Genomic DNA, 17,694 nt, shown 5'->3' with positions numbered 1-17,694 from the left:
GTGTGGTCCTCGAACCGTAAGGATTGAAAAAAAATAAATAGGCTAATCAAAAGCGGTTGAATGTACCCCTAAGGTGGTAATTGCCGGCTCCAATGCCCTGGTGGTAGTTTGGTTCTCCTCACGCGGGGGCGGCGTAAAGACAGCCAAGTCCACGTTAGTGGCGCAACGTGGACTTCTGGATAAAGTATTCCCGTTTTGTCGCAATGGCATGAGCTTCTGAACACCAGAACAACAGAACACTGCACGTACTGTCCAGGTCATCGTGAGTGCAACAGGCAGGAAAAGGTCTACCGAAACACAACGGGGGTTATGGTCTGGTAATCGGGGTGGACGAGAAAGTAACGGAAAGCGGCTTGCCCGAAGGCAGCACACAGCGAAGTGATCCGCTTACGGTTCGGCTACCGGGGTCATACACCGACCGTCCTGTGGCCTGGGTGGCGTCTCCCTGTTCAGTACTTACCCGCACGGTGTTGGTCTCGTTAAGAAACTTTAAGCCCGGGCTAGCGGTGAAGTAGGCGCGTAGCCGGCCCTCGACGACTAAGTCACCGGATACAACCAGCAACGGGTCCTGGGTATAGCGGGCTACCTCGATACGGCCTCGGCCCAGCGGGAACGGCAGCAGGCCGGGTTGGTGGGCTGTGAGGCGAATTGGTGGCAAGTAACGCTCAACTGCCGCCGTCTGCCTCACCTGCCACTGCCGATACCAACTCCAACTCAGGAACCCAAAGAGCAGGAGCACAAGGATTCCTACGGTCCAGGCCACCACTTGCTTGACCACTGGTGGAATCCAGTCGCTGTGAAAAAAAGCGCGGAGCAGTCCCCAGGGAATGACCACAAACTTCATCAGACCCAGCGTCACGATAAAGAGAAAGGCTAAAAACCAGCATAAGACGAAAAATAAGCCTTCCATTCCTAGGGAGTATAGGGGCCACGATCTATTAAAGGCAATGTAAATGCTCTGATAACGTCCTTGCTGAGCCGGGGATCCTACCGATCAGTAGCATGCCGCTTGGCCAAGCGAAGACGATAGCTAGAGGGCTTTCCTGGCAGGTCCGTAGAGGCCTCCAGATAAGGAATAGTAGCTATAGCATCGGTGTACAATGGATAGGCCCTAACGTTACTCCACGAGGGCTCCAACGTAACGATGAGCCGGGGTGAGTGGTCCGTGTTCAGGCTCCAACGCCCGCTGATGAGCGAATCAGATGCAAATTCCGGCAAATCGGCCTGCGCACGAAACGTGCTGTCGGCATACAATGAGAGGGTAAAAGTAGCACGGCGCAGGCAGGAGTCACTCATAGTCGGATCCAATGCATAGTCGCCCACCAGCCGTAGTTGTTGCGCTCGTTGCCTGGCAGAATAAGCCTTGTCGGCACGCCGTGAATACCACTCCGGCCAGAGCCATCCAGTCAGTAGCAACGTAGCCGGCGTCAGCAGTAGCAGGCCGCTCAGCCAACGACCAACATTCGTTCCCCACTCTAGCGACCCGTCGGAGCGGCGGACCGGTCGCCAGAGCAATCGTAGCCCCAGGTAGGTTACTGCAGCCAGCAGCGCGTAGCCAAGGTATTTAAGTGCAGCACCGATGGCTCCGATTCCTCGTAAAACATTCGATTCATCCAGTAACAGCATCGGGAGAGAGCGGCAGAATAAGGTGTAAGTCCGCAAGGCATTGGTCTGCGGGTGCTGGCCGGTAGTACTTACGAGGGCATAGCCGGAAATCACCGTCGTTTTTCGCAAGAAGTCAACCAGGGCGAAGATAGTGGGTCACTGATTCCTGAAGGCAGCAAATGAGGCAATCTTTGGCACCTTCTCGGCCAAGCAGAAAGGTGGAGCAGATGGGTCGCCAAAACGGCCTTATGGGACAGCCGCCCGCCCAGCTTCTCACTGCCCATACTTTCGGTTCCTGCTCTTGTGCTACTTCTTGAAGTACTGAATCAATAGCTTTTTCCATGCATCATCTTTAATACTTGGTCGGTAATTATGCGAGAAACGGGCGGCGCAGCTTGCCGTCGAGGTTGGCGTGCTTGCCTCAGGCGCCGCAAGCCGTGCGGGCCCGGACCGTCGCGCCTGCGGCCGTGATGAGGGTAAACGCATCCTCTACGAAGACGACATCCGTCACTTTGGTGCCCTCCTGAATGCTGGCCCCGTGCGCCGCGGCCAGCCGGCAAATCAAGCTCGTAGCGCGTGATGCCGATGCCGCCGATATCCAGGGGGTGGTGCAAGGCCACCCCGGTAGGGGAGGAGACGGTGAAGCGCGTCATCTTCGGTAGGTTCATCTCGCGCAGCGGCACCCCGATGCGGCATAGAAAGTCGTAGTTCTGGCCTTGGTTAAAAGCTTGGTACAAAAGTTAAACGACCTAGCCTTGAGTCATATGGGTACCGATACGAGAAGCATTTCGATTTTTCATTACATAAAAGCACTTATACGACCGTTTTACTGGACTATTCGGGATCCTCTGCGCCCGATATCAATAAAAAGAGATTCCCTTAGTTGGAACTGTTAGAAAGGCAGCCTGAATATGGACCACTACATGACTGAAATCACAACCAAGCAGTTGCTACTCGAAGCTTATGGCGAAGGACAACGCACATTCGAAGACATTGAACTAACTGACTCGGCGGACCTGAGCAGTGTTGACCTCAGCGAGGCTACGTTCAAGCACTGTTGCTTCAACCTGGCATTTGTCCAGGCTAATCTATCGGGCTGTAGGTTTCTGGAATGCAACTTGAAGACAGCCGACTTCCGCAACACCAATTTGCAGCAAGCAACTATTACGGGCTGTACGGTTGAAAGCACTCGGTTCGAAGGGGCGGAAGTAGAAGGGTTCGTATTCAGCGAAAACTCTGTGTATGGGCAGAACGCTGGGCAGGAGGAGTTCAATACCTTCCACCATTTTACCTGATTGTGCCTGTAATTGGGACCAGTTTCGTGAACACGACAGTGCACACGCTGAAGACATGAGAAAAAGCGCCTTGATTTTGTTTGCATTACCCGCCTTGCTTTTTGCCTGTGGACCAGAACATCAGTCCCCCCCGAAAGAAGTGCGAAGGGCAGAGAAGTGGCCAACGCCACGGGCGGCGTGGAAAGGCCCAGTAGTAGCGCGCTACCCCACGACAGGTACACGGACACCCGGTACGAATACGCGGATGCAAACGGCCAGCCGTTAGTCATCGAAAACAGTCTCCCCAAGGGGGGGCTCACGTATACGACCCCTGTGGGCAAAGCCTATGTTTATGTTATTTTCTGGACGCGCATCGTCAATAAGACCGCGGCGCCTATCCGCTTATCAGTTGCCGTCCCGGTGGATTCCTTCAAACTAGCCGACGAGCCCGCTACTTCCGTTGCGTTGCCGACTACCGCTCCGGTTTCGACAGGTAAGGGTCTGCCGGCACCGGACAACTACTTCAAAATCATTTTCCCCGCCGAGGAAATGACCGAGGAAAAGGCACCTTTGATGAATTACGGGCTAAAAGATGTGTCGGCTGTTGTGGGCCATAAACGTCGGCATTCATCCTCCTTCCAACTGACCGTCCAGCCGAAGGCAACCCGGTTCATTTACGTGGTCGTTCTGGCCAGTCGGGCAAGAAATGGCATCATGCGCGCCGGTTTTAACGTGCGAGGGGACAAACTGTACTATCGGGTCAACGAGCAAGACATTTACTGTGGGCAATCCACCACGATACTGAGGTGGTCTAGCTAAGCCGGACAGAATTGGGACGTTGTTTGCAGATGGGTTTCGAAGTGGTTGGGGGCAAGATAACCAAGGGTGGAGTGGCGTCTTTCGGCATTGTGGTAGGCGGCGTGGTGGCTAATTTCGAGCTTGGCTTCGGCCAGGCCGGGGAAGCTGCCGCCATCGAGCCATCGAGCAGTTCGGCTTTGAAACGGCTCCAAACCGACTCGGTGTGGGCGTTGTCGTAGCAGTTGCCGCGTCGACTCATGCTCTGCACGGCCCCGTGCCGGGTCAGTACGTTCTTGAATCGGGTGGCGGTGTACGGGCTGCCCTGGTCGGAGTGCACGACGAGCCCGGCCGCGGGGCGTCGCCATGCCCGAGGGCCCGGCGCAGCGCTTCGCTGATCAGGTCCTCGGGCATGGCGAGAGCGCACGTCCCAGCCCCCGACTTTACGCGAGCAGCGGTTCAGCCGCACGGCCAGGTACAGCCAGCCCCCGCCCTGGCGGGGCAGGTACGTGATGTCGCTCACCCAGACCCGGTTCAGGGCCGCGGGCGGCGATTGGCCCAGCAGGCGGTTGGCCGAAGATGATCAAGGCTTTTTTTTACATATCGAGCTCCTGCTCGGCCCGCTTGAGGTGGGCGCGCACCGCGTGCACCTCCGGGTCGCGCGCCACTTCCTTACTGCCCACTTCGGCTACGAGCTGCGCTTGCTGCCAGCGGCGCGGCCTGGATGCTGCGGCTCTCGCTGTCCAGGCGCAGGGCCTCGGCCTTGAACGCCTCGTCGTATTTACGCCGTTGGTCGGGCGACGCCCCGTTGGATTTTGTTGCCATGACAGAAGAAATATACGTCCTGCTTCTGTCCGCCTTGCCTAGACCACCTCACCCATTCATACCTTTACCTATCTATTCCTGCTTCCCTGCGAATACCTATCCGTCCTTCTACCAGTATCTATGACCAGACTACTACTCGCCTTCTGTTTGCTGCTTAGTGCCCATGCGGGGTGGGCGCAATCCACATTTGCCAGCTACCGGTTAGATAAGATGATGGGGACGCCCGTGTGGGGGCCCCGCGACGTGGCCGTCGACCAACGGGGCACTATCTACCTGGCCGATGGCGCGGTGAATAAGCTTGATTCGACCGGGCGGTTTATCACAAGCTTCCAGCTTCCGTCGACTGCCAGCGCGGAAGCATTGGCGCTGGATGACGCCGGCAATCTGTATGTGGGCTGTGTCGGTAACAGTGCGCCGGGCGACGTGATCCGCAAGTATAGTCCGGATGGGCAGTTGCTGCTACACTTCGGTACTAACGGCAGCGGGCCCGGGCAACTCGGTATGGTATCGGGTTTGTGCGTGGGCCCCACGGGCATTCTCTACGTGGTGGATTCTAACCGGCAGCTGTGCCGGTTCGACTCTCAGGGAATAGCGCTGCCGGAAATACCTCTGCCAGCTGCCAACGGTATCGACTTGGAGGATGTCGACGTGGACACCGCTGGCAACCTGTATCTGCTCTATGAAAACCTCATGGTGAGCAAGCTCAGTCCCAGCGGGCAGCTACTGGCTCGCATTCCGCTGGGTAGTGCAGCGGGAGGAAACAACTACCCTCGAGCTGAGGTGCTGCTGCTGGATGCAGCAGGCAATATGCTCGTTTCCGTTTCACAGGGCAGCATCTCGCGTTACAGCCCTACCGGAACACTGCTGGGAACGGTAAACCGTGACTTTTCGAGCAGTACCCATACGGCCATGGCCTTTGACCACGCCGGTAACCTGTACGCCACGGATTTCACCCACCAGCAATTTTCCAACCACCTCTACAAGTTCTCGGGCGTGGGCACCTTGCGCCAGCGCTGGGGCAACCTGAACTTCCTGCATTACGTGCGGCAGGATGAGGCGGGCAATACGTACACCTACGATGGGGTAACGGTGCGTAAGTACAACGCCGCGGGGCAGGCTATCCTGGCCTTTGCCGTAGGCATTTCGAATGGCTACGTGGGCGGATTTGCCGTGGACGCACTCGGCAACATCTACGTGCTGAGTACCAGTGATACAGCCTCCGAACTAGTTAAGTATAACGCCCAGGGACAGGTACTGCAGCGCCTCACCTCGTTTGGCTTTCCGCAGAACTACCAGTACTTCAACGGTATGGACGTGGGCCCCACGGGTATTCTCTACCTGTCCGACAAGTATGGGCACCGTATCCGCAAGCTCAGTCCGCAAGGGGCATTGCTGGGAACGATTGGTTCACCAGGTATGGGTTCCGGCCAGTTTCTGCAGCCTCGGGCGGTGGCCGTTGACGTGGCCGGTAACGTGTACGTGGCTGATTTCAACGGCGAGCGGGTACAGAAATTCAACCCTGCCGGGCAGGTCATCCGGCAGTTTGGTCCCTCGCCGCAGTATAGCTCCATCTCGGTGGGCCCGGTGGACCTGGACGTGGACGGGCGGGGCAACGTGTACGTGGCCAGCTACACGCACCTGGGGAGGGTGTACTCCGCCGACGGCAGCGTTCAGACCCCCATGCCTAGCTATGGGACGGCCGTCTCCGTGAACCGCCGGGGCACGCGCCTGCTTAGCCTGAGCAGCGGCAGCGACGTGGTGCGCTGCTACGTACCCAAGCAGCAGCAGCCGGTAAATCTGATCAGCGGACAGCTCTACGATGATGTCAACCAGAACTGTCAGCGCGACAGCAACGAACCGTTGCTTCGTAATATCCCGGTAGTGGCGAAGCCCGGCGACTACTTCGGGATGTCGGATGAAAACGGGAGCTACGTGCTGGCCGTGGACACCGGCAGCTACCAGATAACCCCGCTTCCCGCTCCGGAGGAAGTGGGTCGCCGCCTGCAGCTCACGTGCGTGCCCGGCGCCGTTGTTAACCTGCGGGGCTATAACAACGTGCTGGACAACCTGGACTTTGGCTTTCACGCCAGCACCAGTCCATTCCTGCGGGTAAGTGTGTCATCCAACCGCCGCCGCCGCTGCTTTCGCAACGTCACTACCGTGCACTACGGCAACGATGGATTCGCCGCGGCGGCTAACGTGGCCGTGGCGGTGGCCCTGCCCCCGGAGGTGGTACTGGTGTCCGCCAATGCGCCCTATACCCGCGCCCCCGACGGACGCTACTTGTTCGCGGTCGGCACGCTGCCGGCCGGCGCGGCCGGCACCTTCGTGCTTCAGGATTCGGTGGTATGCGGCAACCCGGACCTGCGCGGCCGTACGGTCTGCACCCAGGCCACCATCACGCCGCTCAACAGCTATCCGCCCCTTCCGGTCTGGAACGGGGCCACCGTCGCAGTGAAAGGCACGCTGCAGCCGGGCAACCAGGTCCGGTTCGTGCTGCGCAACACGGCCACTGCCGCTATGACCGATAGCCTGGCGCTGCGTCTCTACCAAAACAGCGAGCTTGCCCTGCGGCACCGCTACCAGCTGGCGGGCGGGGACAGTCTGGTGCTCCGGGTGCCGGCCACCCGCCCCGTGCTGCGCCTCGAGGCCGATCAGCCCACGGGCCACCCCACGCAGCAGACCGCCAGCCGCACAGTGGAGGTACCGGGCCTGGGCACCCCTGGTCAGGCAAACCCGAATATGCTGGCGATGCCGGCTAATGTTCCCGGCCCGGAAACCGCCGAGGACTGCCAGCCTATTCTGGATTCGTACGACCCAAACGATAAGCTGGTCGTACCCAACGGCGTCACCGCTCAGCACTACACCCCCACCGGCGTACCGTTGCGCTACCAGGTGCGGTTCCAGAACACGGGAACGGACGACGCCTACCGGGTGGAGCTTGTGGACACGCTGAGCGCCGACCTGGACCTGCGCACCCTGCGGGTAGGGGCGGCTTCCCATCCCTACCGGCTCAGCGTGACGGGCCACGGCCGCCCCGTGCTCACCTTCACGTTCGAAAACATCAACCTGCCGCCGATGTCGCGTGACGCGGCGGGCAGCAACGGGTTCGTTTACTTCACGCTCCAACCCAAAGCAGGCCTGGCCCCCCGAGCCCTGATTGCAAACGAAGCGGATATCTTTTTTGACTACAATCCCCCCATCCGCACCAACGCAACGGTGAACCGGATATACGACCTGCCGGTGGTTGTAACTCCCGCCGTGGCCCTGAGCTACCCGGCCATACTGGCCTCCCCCACACTTACCTGGCTCACCCCCGCCCAGGGACGCGCTGGCACGCTCGTCACCCTGACGGGGCAGCGGTTCGGGGCGACGGCTGCCACCAATACGGTGCGTTTTAATGGCGTGCCGGCACCCGTGCTCAGTGCCACGGCCACGACGCTGACAGTGCGAGTGCCGGCCACTGCAACCACTGGCTCCGTTGTCGTGAGCACGACGGACGGCACCAGCCGCAGTCCCAGTGCCTTCACCGTGTACCAGCCCCCTACCGTAACGGCTGTAACGCCCGCAGAAGGCGTACCTGGAAGCCTCGTCACGCTGACCGGGGCAAACTTTGCCCCCCTGGCCGCGCAGGACACCGTGTGGTTTAATACGACCCCGGCGGTGGTCGGACAGGCCTCCGCCACTACGCTGCAGGTAGCGGTGCCTGCCGGCGCTACCACCGGTAAAATCCGGCTTCACACGCTGGGCGGGCAAGTAGAAAGCCTGCAGGACTTCACCGTGTGGTACCCGCCTACGGTCTTGGACTTCACCCCCGCAAAGGGCAAGGCCGGTGACGTGGTCACCATTACCGGCGGCAACTTTGGCCCGGCCGCCCGCAATGTGGTAACCTTTGGCTCGGGCGCGGCGCCTGTGCTGGTCGCGGCCGGCACTACTAGCCTGCAGGTGCGCGTACCACCCACTGCGCAAACCGGGCCTATCCGGGTCCAGACTCCAGGGGGTGCTACGGTTTCCTCCCGTTCGTTTACTTTCCTGCCCGCTCCGCTCATCACGTCGCTGGTTCCTGCGCAGGCCAGCGTAGGGGAAGAGGTGACACTTTCCGGGGCAAACTTCCTAGTTGATGGGTTACCTGACACTATCTCCTTTGGCGGGGTGCGGGCAGCAGTACTGGCAGCCACGGCTACCACGGCCACGGTACGGGTACCCCCGGGTGCCCGGTCGGGCCCCCTCACTATTGGGGGAGCCGGTGGCCGCGCCAGCAGTGCCACTCCCTTTACGCTGCTGGCGTTGGAGGCGGACGAGTCCATCACGGTGTATCCCAACCCCGCCCGGGAAAGGGTGGTACTGGACTGGCAGCGGGCGGACTTTAGTGTGGAGCAGGTACGCGTGTACAATGCCCTGGGCAGCCTCGTAACCAGCCAGGAGTTACGTCAAGCCTCCTCCACCAGCATGCCGTTGTACTTCCCCCCGGGCCGGACGGGCTTATATATACTCCTTATTGAAACCACCCGTGGCCGCGTATTAAAACGCATCATGGTGAATTAATAGGCCTTCTTATAGTAACAGGGATATAAAATTACTGTTAGGGACTTCGGTGCCTAATTGCTTGTTAGTAAGAATTTTAACACGATTAGACAACTCTCATTGGGTCATTTAGTCGAAACGCGCACGTTTACAACCGGCGAGCAATATGCTCGACTAGCTTGGCTGTGGAAAGGGATTTTGATGAACTAAAACAGCCATTTCCACATAAAATTTATTTTGTAGCATGCGCTACACTATGTTACCTTTGCCGCATGGCTGGCCGACAAAAGCAGTACGATGAGCAGCAGGCCCTAGACCGTGCCATCGATGTGTTCTGGGAAAAGGGCTACGAGCACGCCTCGTCGCGCGACTTGCAAGCCGCGATGGGCATTGGCAAGGGCAGCTTCTACCTGGCATTTAAGGACGGCAAGCAGGAGCTGTTTCTCAAATCGATGGAGCGCTTTTTTGTCTTGCACCCCCGGCCGCTGCTCGACGCACTGCGTACCAGCGCGGCCCCGCTCGACATCATTCGGCAGTACTACTACGCGCTGGCCGATGCGCAGGGGCCGTTTCACCGGTTCGGCTGCTACTATGCCAATACGTTAACCCAAACCGAAGACGAGTGCCTGAAAACCGCCGCCCGGCACTACATCCGGCAAGTGGCCGACGCCTTTACCCTGGCCCTGCTGCGGGCTCCCAACGCTGCCGCTAGCCTGGCCCGCCTGGCTCCCGAGCTGTGGCCGGTGTACTTCACCACCCTCTGGACTGGCCTGAACGCCACCCGCCTGCTTGAGCACGACCCGGCTCGACTCCGGCAGCTCATCGATTTTCAGTTGCGGCTGTTCGAGTGATTTTTTTTGCCCCAAATTGTAGCGAGTGCTACAATTTATTTCGCCTGTATTTCAACGCCCTGAGTGGGCATTTCCACTACTTCTCATGAACATCTCACACAAAACCGTCCTCATCACCGGGGGCGGCACCGGCATCGGGCTGGAAACGGCCCGGCTACTGAGCGCCCGCGGCAACACCGTTATTCTGGTGGGCCGCACCATGCACAATCTGCAAGCGGCGGCGGCCGAGCTGCCGGGGGCTGTGGCCATCCGCTGCGACGTTACCGACCCGGCCCAGGTGCAACAGCTCGTGGCCCAGGTGACGGCCGATTACCCCACGCTGAGTGTGCTCATCAACAACGCCGGCCGGGCGTTCAGCTACCGCCACGGCGCGGGCGCGGGGGCCGCCGAAAAGGCCCACGAGGAGTTTGCTACCAACTATTTTGCCCTGCTGCGTATCACCGAGGGCTTTTTGCCGCTGCTCAAAACCCAGCCCGAGGCGGCCGTGGTCAACGTGTCGTCCATTGTGGCCTACGCGCCATCGGTGGCCGCGCCCTCGTACTCCGACAGCAAGGCGGCGGTGCATTCGTACACGCTGGCGCTGCGCCATACCCTGGCCCAGGAGACCAACGTGAAGGTATTTGAGGCCCTGCCGTCGCTGGTGAATACCGCGTTTTCACAGGAAATCGGCGGCGCGCACGGCATGCCCGCCGCCGAGGTAGCCGAGGCCCTGGTGGCCGGCATCGAGCACGACGAATGGGAAATTCCCATCGGCCAGACGGCTGGGTTCCGGGCGTTTTTTCTGTCGGCCCCCCAGCAGGCTTTCGAAATGCTGAATCAGCGCTAGGGTTGCTCGCTGGGCCGCTACTTGCGGGCGGCGGGCGGCACGGGCGTCACCGTGAACTCCTCAAACTCGACCGGAAAGCCTTTGCCATCGGGGGCGGGATTATCGCGGCTATCAAGGCGCGGCCCAAGCCACTGGCTCTGTACCTGTTCACCGCCGACGAGGCGGCCCAGCAACAAGTGCTGTCGGAAGTATCGTTCGGCGGCGGGGCCATCAACGAAGCGATTCTGTACCTGGCCAACGGGGCGCTGCCCTTCGGCGGGGTCGGCGACAGCGGCATTGGCAACTACCACGGCGAGGCCGGTTTCCGGGAGTTTTCGCACTACAAAAGCATTCTCAAAAAACCGGCATCCGCCGCGCCGGATTTCCGTTACTCGCCACAAAACTATGAGAAGCTGGCGATGGCGCTGAGCATGATTTAGCGGCTGAACGTTTAAAACGCCTCCTGACTTACTCGCCTTTATGGCTAGCCTTAATTTATCGTGGCCAGCAGGTGCTTGCGAATCCCTGGAGAGAATGGAGAGCATCCTAGAAGGCTTCACTGCGGGAATGAAGATGTCCCTGCGTAACCTGGAAAACCTCCTGGCGACGTTGTCCGGCAGATAGCTGGGTTTCAGTACGGGGTTATCACGCCCGTTATAAACAGGCCCGGCCCCCTGCAGATCAGCTTGGGGGAACCAAGGGTGGGGGAGCATTCTCCCATCCTTGACAGGAGAGCCATTCTTCTAAAATTTCCTCTGCCGGTCACCAGCCGGTCACCAGCCGGTCAGCACCCGCTGCAGGCGCCGGCAGAACACGGCATGTTCAGCTTCATACCGGGGAAGCATATTTTCCAGGGTTTCGGAGGTGGCATTATCGTATTGCGACACGATGCTCTGAAAATCGAAAAGCCGGTAAGCCAATCCAACTGGGGTGGGCACCAAGTCAACCTGAAACTCCAACCGCCAGATAGTTCGGTCATATACGGAGTCAACCCTACCGGACTGGTCGGATACATATACAACGGAGTCGAGGGACGCCTCACGCGGCAACCCGGCATACGTGGTTTTTCCGGAACTCCAGCGCTTCAGTGGGGTCGGTAATTGATCCGTGAGTTTGGTTGCGTACCATTGCCGCACCAGGGCTTGCCGTTGAGCCATTGTTAGCAGGGGCGTTGGCCAGGGCAGCACCCCGCGGAACTCAATGCGGTCGGTACCCGCCTGCCGGGGCCAGGATGCGCGCTGCGCCGAAGCTTGGATTCCCGGCAGGAGCCCTGACAACAGCAGCAGTGGAAACAGGAACCAGCGGGTGCGCACGACCCAAAATACGGGAAGTTTGGTACAAGCCGGACGAGCTGTGACTCCCAGCAGTAGCAGATAGCCAACCGACCTGCGGCCTAGGTGTGAAATTTCAGAGAGAATGGGTGTAGTCCGTGTGCAGGGCCTTCCAGCTGCCGGCCCTGAGTTTACCTTTACCCTCAAGCTGTGGCGCGATATTGCGCACGCCAAGCCGCTGGCCTATGACCTCTCCGGTATTGTTCGCTTTCTGGAGGCTGCCCGGGAGCTGTGCACCAAAAAGGGATGACTGCTCATTCAGTTCTCGCCCAGCACCACCATTCGCCAACTCCACGCAGTTCGTGCCCTGTTGCAGGCGCTGGCGGCGGCCGACCCCGCGCGCGAGTGGCGCCAGGCGGTGGAGTTTCGCCACCCCAGCTAGTACGACAATGAGGCATTTGACCTGCTGAATCAATATGGCGCCAGCCTGGTGCTGCACGATAAAGGCCCCGCCCGCAAAGCTCGGCTCAAGGTGGTGGCTTACGGCGTTGTGTACCTGCGCTTCCACGGCCCGCAGGGCAACTACCGCTAGTCCTACGAGCGCGACTTTCTGCACGACCAAGCCGAGCAGATACACGATTACATCCAAGAGGGCAAAGACGTATATGCCTATTTCAACAATACCATGGGTGCCGCGTTTGTCAATGCCCAGACTCTGCAGCAACTGGTAGCGGAGCGGTCATGAGTAGTACGACTTGCTTCCAGCGCCCGACGGTGATAAACCACGGAACGAGCCGGTCTGGGTAAATCCTTCTTTACTTACTCGGCGAGCAGTTGTCCCGCACTTGGAACCTGTCAGGCTGCTGTATCCGCCCTAATAGGTTCCGATAACTTTTAATTATCGGAACCTACTCAATTTCAATGCTTCCTACGGCAGTGTCAGGCTTTTCAAGTTTTACCCTGGCCTGATCTCACCTAGTCAGCTCGACTATGAACCGAGGGCTTAGCCTAGTCGTGCGAGGAGTTCAAACAGCGGCTGATTTACGTAGTAATTCGAGTTTACCTGCTTGTGCTTAACCAAGATGCCGTCTTCCGCTAGTTTATTTAAGTAGCTGGCGGCAGTAGGGCGGCTCACATTGAGTTCTTGCTGTAAGAATTCGATGCGGGTATAGGGGTGTCGGTATAGATTATTGAGAAGGTCCTGGCTATAGAATTTGTAGGTGCGCAGTTGTTGTTTGGTTTGCTGCATGAGACTGCGCATTTCAGTGATCAGTATGATACTCTCGCGAGCTGTCTGCTCAATGCCCTCGAGCATATAGAGCAGCCATGGTTCCCAGGCACCGGTATCGCGCACCGCCTGTAGATAGTGGTAGTAATCAGCTTTGTTATGCGTGATGAACCGACTCAGGTAAAGCACTGGAATATCCAGCAGTCCTTTAAGCACCAGGTATAGAATATTGATAATGCGCCCGGTGCGCCCGTTTCCATCATAAAACGGGTGGATGCTCTCAAACTGAAAATGCAGCACGGCCATCTTTATTAATGGGTCGACGTCGTGTAATGAATCATCGTTTAGATACTGCTCTAAATTCCCCATCAGGTCCAGGATGGTTATGGAGTCTTGTGGTGGAGTATACACTACCTCCCCACGTTGATTTTTGAGTGTCGTACCAGGTAGTTTGCGGTAGCCCCCGTTATCACGCTTCAATTCCTCCTGTATTTGGGCAATGTGATTAGCACTCAGAAACCCAAACTGCTGTACTAAGCGTGTGCCCAGGCGTAAAGCCGCCGCGTAGCGTTGCACCTCTTTGGCGGCCTGGGACACTCCTAAATTAAGCTCAGCATTAAAGAGCTCATCGTGCGTAGTGACGATATTTTCAATAGCTGAACTGTCCTTTGCTTCTTGCAACGGCAGTGTATCCAGTAGTATGCTCTCATTGGGAATTGCGGCGACTAAGCCCTTGAGCTCTGCCAAAGCGCGATGAGCAGCCGGTAGTTTTTTTAGTACAGCTCGTGTTTCCAGTTCTATTGCAGGCGGAAGAGCCGATGGTTGCCAGTTTGTCTGCACGTTGGGTGAGAACTAGCCAGGAAGATATGTAAGCTAGCTATGTAAAGAAACTTGATTTTTCTTTACATAGGATTGTGACCTATATAAAATAACTGAGGGTTTTCTTATCATAGGTGATACAAGCGTTCTTGCTCGAGGAATACGCTTACAAGCACAAAGCAAAAACTATAAGGTTTATCTGGTAGTCCCAATAGACTGACACTAGGACCGGAATTAAGCGCATCGGGAGATAAGAAATAATGGACAGCAATAAGGTGATATTTAGTTAAGGTTCGATTCTTTAAATTCCCCATTAACTCCTGTTAAGTGTTCCAGGGCGGCAGCCTGCCAAATTTGTTTAAGCTGTTCAACGCTCAATGCGGGGCGCTTGCTATGGATCATCCGGTGACAATTGGCACACAGCACGGCCACATCTTCCACTGATGTCATTACCCCATCAGTCCACAACTCTTCAGGCCGTTCCGACAAGGGGTTCTTGTGATGGCACTCGGCATAGCCGTTACCTAATTCCCCGTAATGGTGCCGAAAATCAAAGCTGCACACTTCGCAGGTATAGTTACGCAGCCGCTTGGCCTCCGACGCAAGCCGAGGGTTTCGAGTGAAGAAATAGGCTTCTCGCAACCGTCTTTTTCCTTCTTGAAACTCTTGCCCCTTGCGCTCGATATCGCTGGCTGTTGTAGCCCTGACTTCAAGACCTAGGGCATCCAGAAATACGTCGTATAGCAACGCTGTGCAGCGAGTTAGATATTGTCCCTGAGTAATTCTAATACCAGTACCATAAGAAGCAAAAGGATAACGGCCAGGGCGGATGGGTGTCATCTCGCTACGGATGCGTGCCAGATACTCTGGGTGCTTGTTTAGATTTTCGGGAACTAAGCGCTTTTCAAATGCTTGGTAATCTGATAAATCAATGCGGTAATATTCCGGAGCAACCCATCTACCGGGGCTAGGGGGTGGGGTATCGATGACGCGGCAGCTGGACTTAACTCGGGAAAACCCGCACAGTTGTGTATGCGCAGCGCCCCCGTCCCAGTTGTGCTTATAGAAGTGCAATACCAAATCACCTACCTCGGGAAGGAGCATTACCTCATATCGCTTTGCGCCGCTTTCATCCACTCGAGGACTCCACAGACAAGTTCCAAATTCCCACCCCGGACCACCGTGACCATGGTTTGAACTGGTTATCTCAACCCACGTATTCGCGGACATTACAAAGTCTGGCAGCATGCATTTTTTTGAACAAGTTACTGGCAGAACTTTATCGGTTAAGCTTTTTCTTGTTCGAGCACAGAGCTAGTGTAATTGAATTGGTGGGCATACACTAATCTATTGCACGTAGAAAACAGGTTAGCTCAGGTCGGTGCTCAGACGATACTCATCTATCTTGTCAAGATATTCTCAGATCCCAACACCAGAATCAGCTAAACATCCTCACATTTTAGCCTAAATGATTGTCTACCAAAAATCTAAAGCTGAATTCCGCAGCGACGTATTTAGCAACGATATTGAAACGGTAATCCAACAGGCCGTTCTTAAAAAGCTGGGCCACAAGACGGGGCAATCGGAAATCAATTCCTGGCGCAATTCCATGCAATACATGGATCGCGTACTTAGCGATGCGCAAATACCCGACGATAGTGGGATCAGCATCGAGTACCAACTGCCGTATTCCGGCATGCGCATTGATTTCTTAATTACGGGCCAAGACGAAGTTGGCACCGATAAAGCCATCATTATCGAATTAAAGCAATGGTCAGAGGCGGCGGCCACCGACAAGGATGGTATCGTTTCAACCTTTTTAGGTAAAGGCACGCGGGAAGTCAATCACCCTTCTTACCAAGCCTGGTCGTACGCCGCTTACCTGGAAGGATTCAATGAGACCGTTTACAACGAGGCGATTCAGTTGTTGCCATGCGCGTATCTTCATAATCACCCCGACGACGGAGTGCTAACCACCGGCCATTACGCCGATTATGTAGCCAAGGCTCCTCTATTTCTGAAGAGTGACGCGGCCAAATTGCAGGACTTTATACGGCAGCACGTAAAGCAGGGGGACCGCAACCGCGTCATGTACCGAATCGAGGGCGGTCGTATTCGGCCCAGCAAGCAGCTCGCGGACTCGCTGGTCTCCATGATGAAAGGCAATCGCGAATTCATCTTACTGGATGAGCAAAAGGTAGTGTTTGAAACGGCCCGAAAGCTTGCGGCAAAGTCTGCAGATGAACGCAAGCATGTGCTCATAGTTCGAGGTGGCCCTGGCACCGGAAAAACGGTGGTGGCCATCAACCTTTTAGTAGACCTTACCAAGCAGGGGCTCGTTGCCAAGTACGTGACCAAAGCGGCGGCCCCCCGGGACGTGTACAAAAGCAAATTGATCGGCTCCATGCGAAAGTCGCATTTTGATTCGCTTTTCGTGGGCTCCGGTACCTTTACCTCCACTGCTTCCAACACCTTTGACGCCCTCATTGTAGACGAAGCCCATCGGCTAAACGAAAAGTCCGGTTTATTCAGCAAAGGCGAAAACCAAGTCAAAGAGATCATCCAATCGGCTCGCTTTACCATTTTCTTCCTCGACGAAGACCAGCGGGTAACTGTCAAAGACATTGGTAGCGAGCAGGAGATTGAAAAGTGGGCCCACAAGCTAGGCGCTCAAGTCCACAAGCTGGAGTTGGTTTCCCAGTTCCGCTGCAACGGGTCCGATGCCTATATGGCCTGGTTGGATCACGTTCTGGAAGTACGCGAGACAGCAAACCCCACGCTGGACGGTACGGACTACGATTTCCGAGTGGTTGAGACACCCGATGAATTGCAGCAGCTCATTTTAGAAAAGAACCAAGAGCGCAACCGCGCGCGCATGGTAGCGGGTTACTGCTGGGACTGGGAAAGCAAGCGGGACCGGAAGGCCTTTGACATTCGATTAAGCGCGGGCTTTCGCCACCAGTGGAACCTGACAGACGATGGGTTTCTCTGGATTATGAAGGAGGATTCCGTGCAGGAAATTGGGTGTATTCATACCTGTCAGGGGCTGGAGGTCGATTACATAGGCGTAATCATTGGCCCGGACCTAGTAGTGCGTAACGGGAATGTCATTACCAATGCCGGCGCTAGGGCGAGTGCAGATAAAACGGTACACGGGCGCAAGCAGTTATTGAAAACCGCGGAAGGACGAGCCTTGCTTGATCTAGTAATCAAAAATACCTACCGTACGCTAATGACTCGGGCCATGAAGGGATGCTATGTGTATTGCACCGACAAAGAAACCGCCGCTTACTTGCGCCACCGGATTTCTCACCCATCTTGGACTCTATAAGTATCAACTAATGGACAATTCAATTCGGGAGCTGCTTCAGCAACTGCGCCGGTTTCGGGATGAACGCGATTGGGCCCAATTTCACAACCCGAAAGATCTGGCGCTCGCGTTGAGCATCGAGGCCGCCGAATTAAATGAGCAGTTCCTGTGGAAAAAGCCGGAAGAAGCCGATCAGGCCAAGGTCCGGGAGGAGCTGGCGGATGTGCTGCTTTATGCTTTTCAACTAGCGGATAAATACAACTGGGACGTGATTAAGCTTATGCAAGAGAAAATGAAGCGCAACGGCGAAAAATACCCGGTTGCCAAGGCCCGGGGCACGGCTAAAAAGCATGATGAGTTTGACGCAGAGTAATCTAGCAAGCGCAG

General features: G+C 56.7%; 16 protein-coding genes and 1 pseudogene. 10 read left to right on the top strand and 7 right to left on the bottom strand.

Going from position 1 to position 17,694, the window contains the following annotated elements; translation table 11 throughout:
• Nucleotides 1-307 precede the first annotated feature (307 nt).
• Both EI291_RS14590 and EI291_RS22630 read right to left on the bottom strand, forming a co-directional pair.
• Nucleotides 308-910 carry a hypothetical protein gene (locus EI291_RS14590; protein ID WP_125421333.1) on the bottom strand — a complete coding sequence of 201 codons (603 nt, stop codon included), beginning with the start codon at nucleotides 908-910 and terminating at the stop codon, nucleotides 308-310.
• Nucleotides 911-987: 77 nt separating this feature from the next.
• Nucleotides 988-1,626 carry a hypothetical protein gene (locus EI291_RS22630; protein WP_148103413.1) on the bottom strand — a complete coding sequence of 213 codons (639 nt, stop codon included), beginning with the start codon at nucleotides 1,624-1,626 and terminating at the stop codon, nucleotides 988-990.
• Nucleotides 1,627-2,516: 890 nt separating this feature from the next.
• Between EI291_RS22630 and EI291_RS14585 the strand changes: the two genes are divergently transcribed.
• The 3 genes from EI291_RS14585 (at nucleotide 2,517) to EI291_RS23210 (ending at nucleotide 3,916) form a co-directional block, all read left to right on the top strand.
• Nucleotides 2,517-2,900: a pentapeptide repeat-containing protein gene (locus EI291_RS14585; RefSeq protein WP_125421330.1), complete on the top strand. Its 384-nt coding sequence runs from the start codon at nucleotides 2,517-2,519 to the stop codon at nucleotides 2,898-2,900.
• Nucleotides 2,901-3,212: 312 nt separating this feature from the next.
• Nucleotides 3,213-3,698: a hypothetical protein gene (locus EI291_RS14580; protein ID WP_125421327.1), complete on the top strand. Its 486-nt coding sequence runs from the start codon at nucleotides 3,213-3,215 to the stop codon at nucleotides 3,696-3,698.
• Nucleotides 3,699-3,727: 29 nt separating this feature from the next.
• Nucleotides 3,728-3,916 carry a hypothetical protein gene (locus EI291_RS23210; protein ID WP_240635560.1) on the top strand — a complete coding sequence of 63 codons (189 nt, stop codon included), beginning with the start codon at nucleotides 3,728-3,730 and terminating at the stop codon, nucleotides 3,914-3,916.
• Between the two features lie 11 nt (nucleotides 3,917-3,927).
• Here the strand turns inward: EI291_RS23210 and EI291_RS23535 are convergent.
• A pseudogene (locus EI291_RS23535) lies at nucleotides 3,928-4,197 on the bottom strand (DDE-type integrase/transposase/recombinase); the annotation flags it as partial.
• A 149-nt stretch (nucleotides 4,198-4,346) separates the two neighbouring features.
• Nucleotides 4,347-4,499 (bottom strand): hypothetical protein, encoded by a 153-nt coding sequence (locus EI291_RS22895; RefSeq protein ID WP_170172652.1) that lies wholly within the window; start codon nucleotides 4,497-4,499, stop codon nucleotides 4,347-4,349.
• A gap of 120 nt (nucleotides 4,500-4,619) precedes the next feature.
• Between EI291_RS22895 and EI291_RS14570 the strand changes: the two genes are divergently transcribed.
• The 4 genes from EI291_RS14570 to EI291_RS14555 all read left to right on the top strand — a co-directional run bounded on the left by EI291_RS14570 (nucleotide 4,620) and on the right by EI291_RS14555 (nucleotide 11,119).
• Nucleotides 4,620-9,044, top strand: coding sequence for a DUF7619 domain-containing protein (locus EI291_RS14570; protein WP_125421324.1), 4,425 nt, complete (start codon nucleotides 4,620-4,622; stop codon nucleotides 9,042-9,044).
• Between the two features lie 251 nt (nucleotides 9,045-9,295).
• Nucleotides 9,296-9,874, top strand: coding sequence for a TetR/AcrR family transcriptional regulator (locus tag EI291_RS14565; RefSeq protein WP_125421321.1), 579 nt, complete (start codon nucleotides 9,296-9,298; stop codon nucleotides 9,872-9,874).
• 85 nt (nucleotides 9,875-9,959) lie between these two features.
• The gene (locus EI291_RS14560) at nucleotides 9,960-10,700 is read left to right on the top strand and encodes an SDR family oxidoreductase (protein WP_125421318.1); all 741 of its coding nucleotides are present in this window, start codon (nucleotides 9,960-9,962) and stop codon (nucleotides 10,698-10,700) included.
• A gap of 2 nt (nucleotides 10,701-10,702) precedes the next feature.
• Nucleotides 10,703-11,119, top strand: a complete 417-nt coding sequence (locus EI291_RS14555; RefSeq protein ID WP_205701606.1) for an aldehyde dehydrogenase family protein — start codon at nucleotides 10,703-10,705, stop codon at nucleotides 11,117-11,119.
• 333 nt (nucleotides 11,120-11,452) lie between these two features.
• Here the strand turns inward: EI291_RS14555 and EI291_RS14545 are convergent, their stop codons facing one another.
• On the bottom strand, nucleotides 11,453-11,992 hold the full coding sequence (locus EI291_RS14545; protein WP_125421312.1) for a hypothetical protein: 540 nt from the start codon (nucleotides 11,990-11,992) through the stop codon (nucleotides 11,453-11,455).
• 568 nt (nucleotides 11,993-12,560) lie between these two features.
• Between EI291_RS14545 and EI291_RS23530 the strand changes: the two genes are divergently transcribed.
• Nucleotides 12,561-12,695 carry a DUF72 domain-containing protein gene (locus EI291_RS23530; RefSeq protein WP_125421687.1) on the top strand — a complete coding sequence of 45 codons (135 nt, stop codon included), beginning with the start codon at nucleotides 12,561-12,563 and terminating at the stop codon, nucleotides 12,693-12,695.
• Nucleotides 12,696-12,953: 258 nt separating this feature from the next.
• On the opposite strand, the gene EI291_RS14535 is transcribed toward EI291_RS23530, so the two are convergent.
• Together EI291_RS14535 and EI291_RS14530 are read right to left on the bottom strand one after the other, a co-directional pair.
• Nucleotides 12,954-14,018, bottom strand: coding sequence for a Fic family protein (locus tag EI291_RS14535; RefSeq protein ID WP_125421309.1), 1,065 nt, complete (start codon nucleotides 14,016-14,018; stop codon nucleotides 12,954-12,956).
• A 261-nt stretch (nucleotides 14,019-14,279) separates the two neighbouring features.
• The gene (locus tag EI291_RS14530; RefSeq protein ID WP_170172651.1) at nucleotides 14,280-15,101 is read right to left on the bottom strand and encodes an HNH endonuclease; all 822 of its coding nucleotides are present in this window, start codon (nucleotides 15,099-15,101) and stop codon (nucleotides 14,280-14,282) included.
• A gap of 364 nt (nucleotides 15,102-15,465) precedes the next feature.
• Here EI291_RS14530 and EI291_RS14525 point away from each other — a divergent pair, with 364 nt between their 5' ends.
• Nucleotides 15,466-17,328 carry a DUF2075 domain-containing protein gene (locus EI291_RS14525; RefSeq protein ID WP_125421303.1) on the top strand — a complete coding sequence of 621 codons (1,863 nt, stop codon included), beginning with the start codon at nucleotides 15,466-15,468 and terminating at the stop codon, nucleotides 17,326-17,328.
• A gap of 10 nt (nucleotides 17,329-17,338) precedes the next feature.
• Nucleotides 17,339-17,680, top strand: a complete 342-nt coding sequence (locus EI291_RS14520) for a nucleotide pyrophosphohydrolase (RefSeq protein WP_125421300.1) — start codon at nucleotides 17,339-17,341, stop codon at nucleotides 17,678-17,680.
• Nucleotides 17,681-17,694: the final 14 nt, after the last annotated feature.

Origin of the sequence: Hymenobacter rigui (genome assembly GCF_003944715.1) — a bacterium.
Lineage (GTDB): Bacteria > Bacteroidota > Bacteroidia > Cytophagales > Hymenobacteraceae > Hymenobacter > Hymenobacter rigui.
This window is presented reverse-complemented; position numbering and strand designations above follow the sequence as displayed.